Source organism: Clostridium beijerinckii, from assembly GCF_036699995.1.
GTDB lineage: Bacteria > Bacillota > Clostridia > Clostridiales > Clostridiaceae > Clostridium > Clostridium helianthi.
This window is the reverse complement of record NZ_CP144906.1, coordinates 4,772,384-4,788,253: the sequence shown is the minus strand read 5'-3', so window position 1 is coordinate 4,788,253 and position 15,870 is coordinate 4,772,384. Positions and strand designations below refer to the sequence as shown.

The window sequence follows — 15,870 nt, the reverse complement described above, 5'->3', positions numbered from 1 at the left end:
ACTTGTCTTACTAGAATTTTAGATGCGAGTTTATTATTGCAACATGTATATTAAGGAAAAGAAATTAAAAAAAGTTTTTACTTTTGAGAGGAGGTATTTTAGTGAGGATTATTAAAAGAATGAATTCTCACTAAAAGATATTTATGAGTAATGGAATATCAATTAAAATAGGAAGTTTATTAAATGAAGTTAGGAATAAGAAACCACTTGTGCATAATATAACAAATTATGTTACAGTTAATGATTGTGCGAATATTTTACTTGCAATAGGTGCATCACCAATTATGGCTGATGATATAAAAGAAGCAGCAGATATTACTAAGATTTCATCTGCCCTTGTAATAAATATTGGAACATTAAATGAGCGAACTATTGAATCTATGATTGCATCGGGTAAGAAAGCAAATGAATTAAATATTCCAGTCGTTTTTGACCCAGTTGGAGCAGGAGCATCAGATTTCAGAAATTCAACAACAAAGAGATTATTAGAAGAAGTGAAAATAAGTGTTTTACGTGGAAATATGTCTGAGATTAAATTTATAAGCGGATTGGGCTCTACAACTAAAGGGGTTGATGCCTCAGAAAATGATGCAAGAACAGGAAATGATGAAGGAGTAGACGTAGCTAAAAGTTTAGCCAAAAAGCTTCAGTGTACTGTAGCCATTACAGGGGCAACAGATATTATATCTGATGGAGAAAGAGTAGTTATACTTGAAAATGGAACTAAGATGTTATCTAATGTCACAGGAACAGGCTGCATGACAACTGCATTAATTGGAGCGTTTTGTGGGGCAGGTTCAGATTATTTTATAGGAGCAGTTTCTGGTATTATTTCCATGGGAATATCGGGTGAAATTGCTTTGGATAAAGCAGGGAAGATTGGAACAGGAAGTTTTCATATTGCAATTATAGATGCCATAAGCAATTTGACTTCTGATATTATTGAAAAGATGAATAAGATAAAGGAAATATAATAAACAATGTTTGCGTGTATATCATAAAAATGAAATACACGCATTAATATATGAACTTATCTAAAATATAATGTGAAGGAGAGAGAAGTTTCATGAAACCTAAAATAGATTATAGTATCTATCTTGTAACAGATAGAGATTTAATGAGTACAGAAACTTTAGAAGAAGCTGTAGAAAAAGCTATAGTTGGAGGATGTACATTAATTCAATTAAGAGAAAAAGATTGTTCATCACTCGACTTCTATAATACAGCTGTGAAAGTTAAAGAGATTACAGATAAACACAATATTCCATTAATAATAAATGATAGAGTGGATATTGCACTAGCAGTAGATGCGGCTGGAGTACATGTTGGACAAAGTGATATTCCTGCAGCAATTGTAAGAAAAGTCATAGGAGATGATAAAATCCTTGGAGTTTCAACAGGGTCTGTAAATGAAGCTCTTGAAGCAGAAAAAAATGGAGCTGATTATTTAGGAGTTGGTGCGATGTATTCAACTGGTACTAAAAAAGACGCAGATTCAACTAGTATGGATGAATTAAGAAAAATTAGAGAAAATGTATCTATACCTATAGTTGTAATAGGTGGAATAAATAAGGATAGAGTTAAGGATTTCGAAGGAATAGGAATTGATGGACTTGCAATAGTTTCTGCTATTATAGCTAAGAAAGATATTACTGCAGCCGCTAGAGAATTAAAAAATGAATTTATTAAAATCTAACTATTAAATATATAGTATTTTAAAGGCACTGTTTACTGGAATTTCTGGTATGGTGCTTTTATTTTATTCTTATTTAGATTAAGTATAGAATATATTTTGCAGAATATTGTCACATAGTATGTTTTGACAAATTATAGTAAAAAAATTAAACTTAAGATAGCATAAAGATTATAGTAGAATAGCAAGTTTAATGGAGTTTAATGGCGATTAAAGTAATACTTCATATAATCTCCATATAGAGCTTGAAAGTAAGGATGTGCTTTGCTACGAAATTTGGGAAATATATCAATAGAAGGTTAGGACTATCAATTTTGATAACGTCAGTAGTATTTATATTGGGATTAGTATATATAGAAAATCACAAAAACATAAGATCTAATGATATTGTCAGAAAAGAAAAAGAAAAATACGTGGAAAGAGAACGAGTATCGAAGAGCATAACTACAGTAGAAACAAATGATGATAGAATTTTGACACAAATAGCTAGAAAAAAATTAATAGTAAATAGCTATTATAATATTGATGCTGCTTCAAATAGTAAAGAGGGTGATCTTAGAGGCGTTGTAAAAGAAAAGTGGAGGCATATTAAGCCTAAGAAAGAATATACAATAGGCGTTTTGCTACCTCATTTTGAAGATCAATATTGGGTCTCAGCGAATTATGGAATAATAAATTATGCAAAGGAATTAGGAGTGAAGGTAAAGTTATACGCAGTTGGGGGATATATAGAGTTTGGAAATCAAAAAGAGGAGCTAATGGATTTAGCAGAGGATGATAAAATTGATGGAATAGTGTTTGCTGCATTAGATAATAAAAAATTTAATTCAGATGTAGAGAGCATTGTTCATAATAATAAGCCTATTGTTGCACTAGTAAATGATATTAATACTCCTGATATTAGCGCAAAAGCAATAGTTTCCTATTATGATATGGGATATAAAGCAGGAGAGTATTTAGTTGAAGATTCAGCGGGGAAAGATATAAAAATTGCATTTTTTCCTGGGCCAAAAGAATCAGGATGGGCAGCAGATACATTGAATGGTTTTAAAGATGCAGTTTCAAGGTTAAAGAAAAATGATCAAAAGATAGATATTAGCAATCCTTTTTATGGAGACACTAGACCTGATGTGCAGCGATTACATATAACAAGTGTTTTAGAAAATAATGATGATTATGATTATTTAGTTGGTTGTGCTCCAGCAGTGATTGAAGCTGAAAAATTTATTGCCAAACATAAGGAAAAATTTAAAAATATGAGAATTGTATCAACATACATGACAAGTGATGTTTTCAATTTAATAGAAAAGGGAGCTGTCTTAGCTTCTCCATCAGATCAAACTATTCAACAATGCAGAATAGCACTAGATATGATTGTAAGAATTTTAAATGGAGAAAAGGCAGGAATAGATTTTCCATTCCAAAGTGGTCCGTGTGTGCCTATAATTTCAAAGGATAATATTTCACGATTTAAGTATGAAGATCTATTTGGAAGTAAAGAGTATATTCCAGTATTAAATCATATGGATAAATAAGGGTTAAGTTATGAGCATAAAAAAGAAATTTAGGAATATGAAGATTAAGCGTAGATTTACAATTTCAACATTAACAGTAGTTATAATTACTATGTTAATATTTGAAATAATAAGAATAATAATACTAGTTGTAGGAATAAATAGGGATTTATTGCAGAAAGTCGAAACAATAACTAGGTTAGCCGCACTAAGCTATCAAGATCCAATTTGGAATTTGAATATTGTAGGAATTAAAGAAATTAGTGATGCATTATTTGAGGATGAGGAAATTGGTTATATTCAAGTTAAAGCTAAAGGTAATGGAGAAATATATAATAAGTATAAAGAGGATGATATATATTCTGAGCAAAATTTGATTATAAGGAAAGTTAATGTTTTGAAAGATGAAATACCAATAGGCGAGATCACTATAGGTATTACAAGATATTATAAATCAAGAGTTATTGAAAATTACATAATTGCAACAATCATAAGAATTCTGGTAATGGTTTTACTTATTTGGTTAGCGATTAGTATTGTTTCTCGTATTGTTACCAAGTCGATATATGAGTTAAGTATAGGAACTGATGAGATATCAAATGGGAACTTAACTCACAGATTGTTCATTAATTCGAGAGATGAAATAGGGGAATTGGCTATTAAATTTAATAATATGGCTCAAAATTTATATAATATGATTCAGCAGAGGAATGAAGCAATAAATGAACTCAAATCTTCAGAAGAGAAATTCAATAAAGCATTTAATTATAGCGCTGATGTAATTGCCATTGTAAGGCTTAGCGATAAACTATACATTGAAGTAAATCAAGCGTTTTTACGCACTTTTGGATATAAACGTGAAGATATAATTGGTCATTATTCTGATGAGTTTAACTTGTGGGAAAATGAAGAACATCATTTGAAGGTGATTCAAATATTAGATAGTGGAGGCATGTTGCGTAATGAAGAGATAACTTGGAATACTAAATATGGAGAAGTTAGAGTTGGATTATTTTCAACGGAAATAATTGAAATTGACTGTATAGAATGCATAATATTCGTTTGGAATGATATCACAGAACGTAAAAAAATTAGCGAAGAGTTGAAACGCGTTAATGATGAACTCGAAGATAAAGTTAATGAAAGAACAAAACAACTTATGCAGACTCTTGCTGAATTAGAAGAACAACATAATAAGCTCAAATCAGCTCAAGCAAAATTGATTCAGTCAGAAAAGATGGCTAGTCTTGGCACTTTAGTAGCAGGGGTAGCACATGAAATTAATAATCCCATTAATTATATATATTTAAGTTCAAAAGTTCTGGATATGGATTTATACAATTTTAAAGAGGAACTTATGGAATTATTGGATAATGCGGATGATGATGTGTTAAATTTTTTTGAACAATATTTCAATAAATTTTTTAAATCAATAATTAATATTCTAGATGGATCTAATCAAGTAACAACTATAGTTAACGATTTAAGATTATTCTCTAGGCTTGATGAGGCAATTAAAAAGGAGATAGATGTTTCAGAAGCTTTGGAAACAACAATAAGGTTAGTTAAAACTCAATATACTAAACAAATTAAATTTATTAAGAACTTTCAAACTAATAAGAAGATAGTGTGCTATCCTTCACAATTAAATCAGGTATTTTTAAATATAATTGTAAATGCGTGTCATGCTATAGTTGAGAAGCAAAATGACTTAGTATATGAGAATAATGGATTAATAGTAATAAGCGTTTTTGACAATAACAAAGAAATTATAATCGAATTTTGTGATAATGGGTGTGGTATGACTAAAGATACAATATCAAGAATATTTGAACCATTTTTTACAACTAAACCAATGGGACAAGGAACAGGGTTAGGTATGTCTATATCATATGGCATTATTGAAAAACACAATGGAAGTATTGATGTGGAATCTAAGGTGGGGGAAGGTTCAACTATAACTATTCATATTCCTTACTAAAGATATTAATAATAAAATCAATAAGGCACCATAATCTAAGATCATATTTTAATTTCAGTAAGGAGAAGATAAATGAAATTTGTTATAAATAAGGACAAGCTTAGAGAACTTAATAAAACAGATGGTAATAAAGATAAAAAATATACAATACTATTAATTGATGATGAACTAGCAAATCTTGAGGCTTTAACAAGACTCTTAGAAGAAGAGTATGATGTAATTAAAGCAGAAAATGGGTTTGAAGCGTTAAATATACTTAAAGATGAATCATGTTCTAAAAAAATCGATTTGATTATCTCAGATCAGCGCATGCCAGGAATGACAGGGGTTGAATTATTAAAGCAAACAATATCTATTGTTCCAAATGCAATTCGTATTATTTTAACTGGATTCATGGATGTGAAAGATATTATTGATTCAATTAATGAAGGGCATATTTATAAATTTCTTTTAAAACCATTAGAGGCAGATGAGTTGTTGATTTCTGTAAAAAGGGCCTTGGAGACATATGAATTGAAAATGAAAAATATTAAGCTTATAGACGAGTTAAAGCGAACAAATAAAAAATTAAAGAAGAGTGAAGTTTACTTAAGCACTATTTTTAATTCGGTAAGTGATGCAATATTGATTCATGATTTTAATGGGATTATAGTTAACGTTAATGATACTGCTAATAGGCTATATGGATATCTATCTGATGAACTAATTGGTATGAGCATAAAAGATATTATTTCAAAAAATTCACCGTACATATATGATGATATACTCAAATTGATTAATGATAGAAAGAAAAATAAAATCAATACTCCAGTAACACTTGAAGCTATTTCAATAGATAAAAATCATAAAGAGTTTTGGGTTGAGAGTAATAGTCGTGCAATAATATTTAATGAGCAGAAGGTTATTATTGCAACTGTAAGAGACATAACTGAAAGAAAAAATACTGAATTAAAATCAAAAGAAGAGGCTTTAGAATTAGAGAAATTAAGAACTGAATTTTTTGCTAATATTTCTCACGAATTGAGAACACCACTTAATATAATACTAGGTGTGATACAAATTCTAAAAAGAGATCTTTTAGATAAAGAAAAACCGATTGACAAAGGAAAAATAATTAATAATATAGATATTGAAAGACAAAATTGTTTCAGGCTACTTCGTTTAATAAATAATTTAATTGATTCAACTAAATTAGATGCAGGACATTTTCAGATTGATATGATTAATTGTAACATTGTCAGTGTCATAGAAGAAATTACTCTGTCAGTAGCTAGTTATATAAGTAATAACAATATAAACCTTATATTTGATACGGATGTTGAAGAAAAAATTATTGCTTGTGATCCTGATAAGATTGAAAGAATTATGTTAAACTTACTCTCTAATTGCATAAAGTTTACAGACGATAATGGAAGTATATTTGTAAACATATTTGATGGAGAAGAATATATAACCTTGTCTGTAGAAGATACAGGCATAGGAATCCCAGAAGAAAAAGTTGATATTATTTTTGATAGATTTAGGCAGGTGGATAAATCTTTTACAAGAAATTATGAAGGCAGTGGAATTGGATTGTCCCTTGTAAAGTCTCTTGTAGAGATGCATGATGGCACGATATCGGTGGAAAGTAAATATGGGGTAGGAACCAAATTTACGATTAAGCTTCCGGTAAAGGTATTAAATAAAAGCAAAGAAAAAGTTGATATAAGTAATAATATAATCAATACTCGTGTAGAAAAAATAAATATTGAATTTTCAGATATATATAAACAACATTTGTAGAGGAATAAGTAAAATAGTATGTGAGTATGCTTGGAATTTATAAATGTATACTGAATTAACGAAACAAGCAATATCTTATATGTTTTTATGAAAATATGTAAGAATTTATATATAATATATATGGCAAAATACATTAGTATAAAGATGTTAAAGGTACTATTAATTGTTTGTTATACAAAAAAGGTGTATAATGTTCTAATTTGGACGAAATATATCTAGGGAGGGATTTTTACATGGAGATATTAGAATTGAAAAAAAATTTATACTGGACAGGAGTATTAGATGCTAATTTAAGGGTATTTGATATTATCATGGAAACAGAATTTGGAACTTCTTATAATTCTTATTTACTTAAAACAAGTGAAAAAACAGTATTATTTGAAACTGCAAAGGCTAAGTTCTTAGATGGATATTTAAAGGCGCTAAATAAGTTAGTTGATATTAAGGATATTGACTATATTGTAGTAAACCATACTGAGCCAGATCATGCAGGAAGTATAGAAAAACTTATTGAAATGAATCCTAATATTAAGATTATTGGAAGCCAAGTTGCTATAGGATTCTTGAAGAATATTGTTAACAGAGAATTTAATGGAATAATAGTTAAAGAAAATGAAACTTTAAGCTTGGGTGACAAAACTTTACGTTTTATGTCAGTACCAAATTTACATTGGCCTGATACAATGTATACTTATATTGAAGAAGATAAGACATTAGTTACTTGTGATTCATTTGGTTCTCATTATAGTTTTGATGGAATTCTACTAAGTAAGCTTACAGATAATGAAGGATATTTAAGAGCTCTTAAGTATTATTTTGATTGCATCATTGGGCCTTTTAAGAATCCATTCATGATTAAAGCATTAGATAGGATTAAAGATTTAGAAATTGATATGATTTGTACAGGGCATGGTCCAGTTCTTGATTGTAGAATAGACGAGATTATGGAATATTATAAGAAATGGTCTAATGTTTCAAATCCAAACCCTAGAAAGACAGTAATCATACCATATGTAAGCGCTTATGGATATACAAGAGAATTGGCGCATAAAATAGCTGAGGGAATTGAAGCTAGTGGTGATATTGATGTTAGAACTTATGATATGGAAACAGCAGATCAAGCAAAGGTACTTGAAGAACTTGAATTTGCAGATGGGATTCTTTTCGGATCTCCAACAATAGTAGGTGAGGCTCTAAAGCCAATATGGGATTTAACTACTTCAATCTTTGCAAGAACTCATGGTAATAAGCTAGCAAGTGCTTTTGGAAGTTATGGATGGAGTGGGGAAGCTGTTCCTCATATTATAGAAAGACTAAAGCAACTTAGAATGAAGGTTGTTGATGAAGGATTCCGTGTTAAATTTAAACCAAGTGAGAGTGAGTTAAGTGATGCTTATGATTATGGTTATAATTTTGGATTCCTGCTTTTAAATAAGGAAAATCTAAATAAAAATTAATATGTAATTGTTATTTTATTAGGACTTATTGTAATAAGTCCTAATTTTAGTTATCATATTTTAAAATGACAAGTTAGAGAATGGGGTTAGACTTTGTTTAGAAAATACTACTAAGGCAAAGGTATGAGTAACTATGATTCTTAGAAAAGGAGATTAAATAATGAGTATAGGATATGCGTGCTTAACAATAGGAGTTCCAGATACTAATTTAAAAAGCTGCACAGCGAAGAGTTTAACTGAAGAAAAGTTATTGGAAATAATATCGTATAATTTGAAATCTCTTAAAAATATAATTGAATATAATATAAAGAATAATATAAAGCTTTTTAGGATTAGTTCAGACTTAATACCATTCGGATCCAGTCATTTGAACCAATTATCATGGTGGAATATATTTTCGCAAGAATTTGCGGAAATAGGTAGAAAGATTATGGATAATGATATAAGGGTATCTATGCATCCAGGGCAATATACAGTACTTAATTCTCCTAATGATGATGTTGTAAAGAGAGCTATTGAAGATTTGAATTATCATGTTAAAGTTTTAGATAACTTGGGAGTTGGAGCAAATCATAAAATTATATTGCATATCGGTGGAGTTTATAATGATAAAGAGCAGGCGATAAACAGATTCGCAGATAATTATAAACGATTAAATGATCAAGTAAAAGAAAGACTGGTTATTGAAAATGATGATAAATCGTACAATATAAATGATGTTCTTAAAATAGGAAATGAACTAAATATTCCAGTTGTTTTTGATAATCTTCATAATGATATAAATTGTTATGATAGAGAAAAAAGCGATTCATATTGGATAAGTGAGTGTAATAAAACATGGAAAGAGAAAGATGGAAGGCAGAAAATACATTATTCTCAGCAAGACCCTTTGAAAAAGGCAGGTTCTCATTCAAATACGATAAAAATTAGTAAGTTTATAGAGTTCTATGAAAGTTTAAAAGGGCAAGATATAGATATAATGCTTGAAGTTAAGGATAAAAATCTTTCAGCTGTAAAGTGTATAAATTCTATAGATGAAAATAGCAAAATAAAAAAACTTGAGGAAGAATGGGGAAGATATAAATACAAGGTTTTAGAGAATTCTCCTTCAAATTACTTAGAAATAAGGAAGTTACTTAAAGATAAAACTCAGTATCCATCAGTTGAGTTTTATAATTACATTGAAGATGCTATGGAAGAGGAAATAACAATTGGGAATTCAATAAATACTGCATTACATGTATGGGGATATTTTAAGAATTTAGCAGATGATAAAGAGAAAATGAACTTTTTAAAAAGCATTGAAGATTATAAAAATGGCAAAGTTTCAATAAAATTAATAAAAAATAAATTGTTTAAGATGGCTGTAAAATATAATGAATCATACCTTTTAAACTCTTATTATTTCCTATAAAAAAGATTTATTAATTGTGAATTATAATAATTTTCTAGTATTTGATACAGTTTTACTATAAAAAAAGGTATAATATTTTCATATAGATGAAAGTTATAGGGAGGAATTTTATATGGAAATATTAGAATTAAAAAAGAATTTTTATTGGACAGGAGTTTTAGATCCTAATCTAAAAGTATTCGATATAGTTATGGAGACAGAGTTTGGAACATCTTATAATTCCTACTTACTTAAAACAGGTGAAAAAACTGTATTATTTGAAACTGCCAAAGCTAAATTTTGGGATGGGTATTTAAGTGCATTAAATAAATTAGTTGATATTAATGATATTGATTATATTGTAGTAAATCATACAGAACCTGATCACGCGGGGAGTATAGAAAAACTTATTGAAATAAATCCTAATATTAAAATAGTTGGGACACAAGTTGCTATAGGATTTCTAAAGAATATTGTAAATCGTGATTTTTATAGCATAACAGTAAAGGAAAATGATACTTTAGAATTGGGAAATAAAACATTACGTTTCATGTTTTTGCCTAATTTACATTGGCCAGATACAATGTATACATATATTGAAGAGGATAAAACCCTGATAACTTGTGACTCGTTTGGGTCTCACTATAGTTTTGATGAAATACTATTGAGTAAGGTTAAAGATAATGAGGGCTACCTAAGAGCTACTAAATATTACTTTGATTGTATTATTGGGCCTTTTAAGACGCCATATATGGTTAAAGCATTGGATAGAATTAAAGATTTAGATATTGATATGATATGTACGGGGCATGGTCCAGTTATAGATTGTAGAATTGACGAAATCATGGAACTTTATAAAGAATGGTGTACTGTAGTTAATCCTAACCCAAGAAAAACTGTAATTATACCTTATGTTAGTGCGTATGGATATACTAAGGAGCTAGCTGGTAAAATATCAGAAGGTATTAAAGATAGCGGAGATATAGATGTAAGATCATACGATTTAGTAGAAGATGATAAGGAAAAAGTAATTGAGGAATTAGGATTTGCTGATGGTATTTTATTTGGAACACCTACTATAGTTGGTGAGGCTTTAGAGCCAATTTGGGATTTAACTATAAAGATGTTTGCTAGAACACACGGAGGAAAACTTGCTAGTGCTTTTGGAAGTTATGGATGGAGTGGTGAAGGAGTTCCACACATTATAGAAAGATTGAAACAACTTAGGATGAAGGTTGTAGATGATGGGTTCAGAATTAAATTTAAGCCTAGTGATAGTGAATTAAGTGAGGCTTATGACTACGGGTATAATTTTGGATGTATACTTCAAAATAAAGAGAATCCAAAGAAAAAGTCAGCCAAAAGGACATTAGTAAAATGTTTAGTATGTGGAGAAATATTTGATTCAAGTCTTGAAATATGTCCAGTTTGTGGTGTAGGAAAGGAAAACTTCGTACCGGTTGAAATAGATGATAGCAATTATAAAAATAATACAAATGATATTTATCTAATTCTTGGAAATGGAGCGGCAGGTATAAGCGCTGCAACGGCCATAAGAGAAAGAAATGAAACTTGTTCTATAGTATTAGTTTCTAATGAAAATGTGCTAGGTTATAATCGTCCAATGCTTACAAAGTCAATGATAGCTAGATTTAATTCAAAACAAATTGCAGTTCATGATGAAGCTTGGTATAAAGAAAATAATATTACAAATGTTCTTGATAGAGAATTAATTGAAATAAATACTAAAGATAAAGAGGCAGTGTTTAAAGATGGAATTAAATTAAAGTATGATAAATGTATATATGCTTTAGGAGCTGAATGCTTTGTTCCACCAATTTCAGGAAAAGATAAGAAGGAAGTTATAGCAATTCGTAGAATTTCCGATACAGATAAAATTACAGAATTGTTGCCAAAGGTAAAAAATGCAGTTGTAATAGGTGGAGGAGTTCTAGGACTTGAGGCTGCATGGGAATTAACAAAAGCAAAATGCAAAGTTACAGTATTAGAGCTTGCTGATAAATTAATGGGACGTCAATTAGATTATGAAGGCGGAAAATTCCTTGAAGAAATAATTAAAGGTAAAGGAATTGATGTGAGATTAGGTGTAAAAATTGATGAAATAGAGGGTGAAGATTCAGTTACTGGAGTTAGAATTAATGGAGGAGAAGTTATTGCAGCTGATTTAGTTGTTATATCTTGTGGTATTGTGCCTAATTCTAAAATAGCTCAGGAAGCAGGAATTGATGTTAATAGAGCAATAATAGTAAATGAAAAAATGGAGACTAATGTTTCTGATATTTATGCATGTGGAGATTGTGCAGAATATAATGGAATAAATTATGGAATATGGCCACAAGCTCTAGAAATGGGAAGAGTAGCAGGTGCTAATGCAGCGGGAGACTCATTAACTTATGAGACAGTAGATGCGGCATTAACATTTAATGGAGCTAATACTTCACTGTATGCAATTGGTGACAATGGTAAGAACCCAGAAATTCAATATAAAACAGTTGAATTTAAAGATCCAGTCAAAAAGACATATACAAAATATTATTTTGCAAACAATCGTTTATGTGGAGCCATTTTAATTGGAGATACTAGTAACTTGGCTAAAGTAACTCAAGATGTAAAAGAAAGTAGATTATTTAAAGATATGTTTAAATAGAAATTTAAGATAATTTAAATTTGGAGATAACGGAATTAATTTGAATTTGGTTATTCTATTCTAAGGCTGCTGGCAAAATGTCGGCAGCTTTTAATTTTTGAATTATTGTTATAATGCACAATAGATTAAATAAATTGAAGAAGTAAAACAGTTAGAATAGTTACGATTATACTTTTAAAAGGCAGACTTTCATAGTTTAATAATATTAAATTTATGAAGAAAGACTAGCTACAGTGGCATTTTTATTGAACAAAGTATAGATTGTTAAAAGTTGTGTGTAGTATCAAAATTCAACTAGTAAAGTAGCATATAAGATTTGAATTATGAAGTTTATTGTTCAAATACACAAAAAAAAAAGTCAAGTAAACAATATCAAGGGCGTACTAAATATATTATTATGTATATGTTAGTAAACGTTAACTCGCTTACACGGTATAATAAAGGATAAATTTGTATAATTATTAAATTTGAGGAGGAAATATAATGGCAGTTATTCATTGGAGTGGAGCGATTATTGGATTAGTAATCGCTATAATACTAATTTTAAAGAAAGTGAATCCTGTATATGCACTTTTTGGAGGAGCTGTTATAGGCGGATTAATTGGTGGAGCAAGCTTAGCTAATACAGCACAAGCTATCATTGAAGGCACGAATAGCGTAATGGGAGCAGTTGTTCGTGTAATTGCAGCAGGAGTGCTTGCAGGTGTACTAATTGAATCTGGAGCAGCAGAGAAAATTGCTGAGACTATAGTAGAAAAATTTGGAGAGAAAAAGGTTCTCTTAGCAATTGCACTATCAAGCATGATAATCACAGCGGTTGGAGTTTTCATACCGGTTACAGTTATTATAGTTGCACCTATAGCACTTCCTGTAGCTAAAAAAGTTGGAATCACTAAGTCGTCTATACTTTTAGCTATGATAGGAGGAGGTAAAGCTGGAAATATAATTTCTCCAAATCCTAATACAATTGCGGTAGCTAAAGGATTTAATGTTGAATTAGCACAAGTTATGATAGGAGCATTTATACCAGCAGTAATTGGACTTATAGTTACATATTTTGTTGCGACATTAATTAGTAAAAAAGGGGAAATGATTAAAGAGTCAGAAATACCAGTTAGAGTGGATAATAAGGTAAAGCCAAGCTTTGGAAAGGCGATGGTAGCGCCAATAGTTGCCGTAATATTATTAGCACTTAATCCTATAGCGAATATGTTGCATCTGAAATTCTTAGCAACTATTCAAATAGATGCAATGTATATATTGCCTATAGCAGGATTAATTGGATTGTTTGCAATGGGACAACGTAGTAAGATTCTTGAGTATACAACATCAGGATTAAATAGAATGACACCAACTGTAATGATATTAATTGGTGCTGGAGCAATAGCGGGCATCATTTCTAAATCAAATTTAAGTGACGCAGTAGTATATTGCATTCAACAAACAGGTATTTCAGGAGTATTTTTAGCACCTATATCAGGTATATTGATGGCAGCAGCTACGGCTTCAACATCTACAGGTGCAATTGTGGCAACAGGAACTTTTGCGAAAGCAATACTAGCTGTTGGTGTCGCACCTTTAAGTGCAGCAATTATGATCAATACAGGAGCTGTAGTTATCGATCATCTACCTCATGGTAACTTCTTCCATGCATCAGCAGATGCAGTAAAAATGAATATAAAGGAACGTATGAAATTAATGCCATATGAATCTATAGTTGGAGGATCTATGGTTATCGTATCAATAATAATATACGGTTTTATAAAATAATAAGATAAGTATAAGTAAAGTTAATTCAATTTATTAATCTCACAAAATATAAAAATTTAGTTAGGAGCGTTGAAAATGAAAAAAGATTTAGTTATTGTATTAGCACCTGATTCTTTTAAAGAGAGCATGACAGCAAAAGAAGCCTGCGAGGCAATGGAGAGAGGAATAAAAAAAGCAAACGGTAATATAAAATGCTTACATGTGCCTATGGCTGATGGTGGAGAAGGAACTATGCAGTCATTAGTAGATGCTACTAATGGAGAAATATATTCATTAAAGGTAATGGGGCCTCTTGGTAATGAAGTAGAAGCACAGTATGGTATTTTGGGAGATAAAGAAATAGGAATATTGGAAATGGCCAGTGCAAGTGGAATACATTTAGTACCACCAGATCAGAGGAATCCTTTACTAACTACAACTTATGGTACTGGACAACTTATAAAAGCATGTTTAGATAGAGGTGTAAAAAAACTGTTAATAGGTATTGGCGGAAGTGCTACTAATGATGGTGGAGCAGGAGTTATACAGGCACTTGGAGGAAGACTATTAGATGATAAAGGCAATGAATTAGCTCTTGGTGGTGGAGAATTAGGAAAACTAAATAGTTTAGATTTAGATAATTTTGACCCAAGATTAAAAGATGTTGTAATTGAGGTAGCCTGTGATGTTAATAATCCTCTTTGTGGTGAAAAAGGAGCTTCAAATGTATTTGGACCACAAAAGGGAGCAACACAGGAAATGATAGAACTATTGGATAATAATTTAAGACATTATGCAGACGTAATAAAAAAAGAATTGGGAAAAGATGTTTTAAATGAACCGGGAGCTGGAGCAGCTGGAGGACTTGGAGCTGGACTTATGGCATTTCTAAATGGAACTCTAAAAAAAGGTATTGAAATGGTGATAGAATATGCTTCATTAGAAGAAAAAGTTAAAGAAGCAGACATGGTATGGACTGGAGAAGGAAGCATAGATTTTCAAACTCAATACGGTAAGACACCTTTAGGTGTTGCTACAATTGCTAAAAAACATAATAAGCCTGTAATTGCATTAGCAGGAAGAGTTGGTGAAGATATAGAAGTTCTATATGAAAGTGGAATAGATTCAATATTTGGAATAACTAAGGGGGCAACTTCATTAGAAGAAGCTCTGGTAAAAGGTCAGGAGAATATTGAAAAGACTGCTGAAAATATAGTTAGGCTTATGAATCTACTGTAATTAATCTAATATAAGTATAATATTAAAAGTGCGTTTTATTTTAAGACGCACTTTTAATTTATATATGATGATAATGTAGATATTACTTTGGCTTTATGATCTAATTATTATATAGTTAGCTTTGTTTTAGTGTTAAAAAGTATAATAATAGGTATTGTATATAGATAACACAATCATAAACTATGCTTAAACCATGAGTATCTTCCAACTAGGAATGAGTAATATATTTTTGTGGAATGTTTCATTGGTAATTTTGATGGATGTGATTCTTTGGCTATAAGTTGTTCCAAATGTGCTAGTTCAAAAAGTGAGAATAGAAAAGTGATGCTCCAAATTTTACATTTGGTAAGCAGAACTTTCCCTGTGGGCATTTTATATTTCGTTCTTCGAACTT

Annotated in this window: 10 protein-coding genes; all 10 read left to right on the top strand. The window is 30.2% G+C overall.

Annotated features, from left to right (window positions below; genetic code table 11):
* The first annotated feature begins 143 nt into the window (after window positions 1-143).
* The 10 genes from thiM to PZA12_RS21770 all read left to right on the top strand — a co-directional run bounded on the left by thiM (window position 144) and on the right by PZA12_RS21770 (window position 15,476).
* Entirely contained in the window at window positions 144-974 is an 831-nt protein-coding gene (gene thiM, locus PZA12_RS21815; protein ID WP_103697931.1) for a hydroxyethylthiazole kinase, read from the top strand.
* A 92-nt stretch (window positions 975-1,066) separates the two neighbouring features.
* A complete protein-coding gene (thiE, locus tag PZA12_RS21810) occupies window positions 1,067-1,696 on the top strand; it encodes a thiamine phosphate synthase (RefSeq protein ID WP_103697932.1) in 630 nt (209 codons plus the stop codon).
* 311 nt (window positions 1,697-2,007) lie between these two features.
* Entirely contained in the window at window positions 2,008-3,228 is a 1,221-nt protein-coding gene (gene torT, locus PZA12_RS21805) for a TMAO reductase system periplasmic protein TorT (RefSeq protein ID WP_245160033.1), read from the top strand.
* A 10-nt stretch (window positions 3,229-3,238) separates the two neighbouring features.
* Window positions 3,239-5,188, top strand: a complete 1,950-nt coding sequence (locus PZA12_RS21800) for an ATP-binding protein (RefSeq protein ID WP_103697934.1) — start codon at window positions 3,239-3,241, stop codon at window positions 5,186-5,188.
* A 72-nt stretch (window positions 5,189-5,260) separates the two neighbouring features.
* On the top strand, window positions 5,261-6,970 hold the full coding sequence (locus tag PZA12_RS21795; RefSeq protein WP_103697935.1) for an ATP-binding protein: 1,710 nt from the start codon (window positions 5,261-5,263) through the stop codon (window positions 6,968-6,970).
* A gap of 233 nt (window positions 6,971-7,203) precedes the next feature.
* Entirely contained in the window at window positions 7,204-8,427 is a 1,224-nt protein-coding gene (locus tag PZA12_RS21790; protein WP_103697936.1) for an FprA family A-type flavoprotein, read from the top strand.
* Between the two features lie 160 nt (window positions 8,428-8,587).
* Window positions 8,588-9,841, top strand: a complete 1,254-nt coding sequence (gene uvsE / locus PZA12_RS21785; protein ID WP_103697937.1) for a UV DNA damage repair endonuclease UvsE — start codon at window positions 8,588-8,590, stop codon at window positions 9,839-9,841.
* Window positions 9,842-9,953: 112 nt separating this feature from the next.
* Complete coding sequence (locus PZA12_RS21780) at window positions 9,954-12,488, top strand: FAD-dependent oxidoreductase (RefSeq protein ID WP_103697938.1); 2,535 nt, start codon at window positions 9,954-9,956, stop codon at window positions 12,486-12,488.
* 483 nt (window positions 12,489-12,971) lie between these two features.
* Window positions 12,972-14,258 (top strand): GntP family permease, encoded by a 1,287-nt coding sequence (locus PZA12_RS21775; protein ID WP_103697939.1) that lies wholly within the window; start codon window positions 12,972-12,974, stop codon window positions 14,256-14,258.
* A gap of 75 nt (window positions 14,259-14,333) precedes the next feature.
* The gene (locus PZA12_RS21770) at window positions 14,334-15,476 is read left to right on the top strand and encodes a glycerate kinase (protein ID WP_103697940.1); all 1,143 of its coding nucleotides are present in this window, start codon (window positions 14,334-14,336) and stop codon (window positions 15,474-15,476) included.
* Window positions 15,477-15,870: the final 394 nt, after the last annotated feature.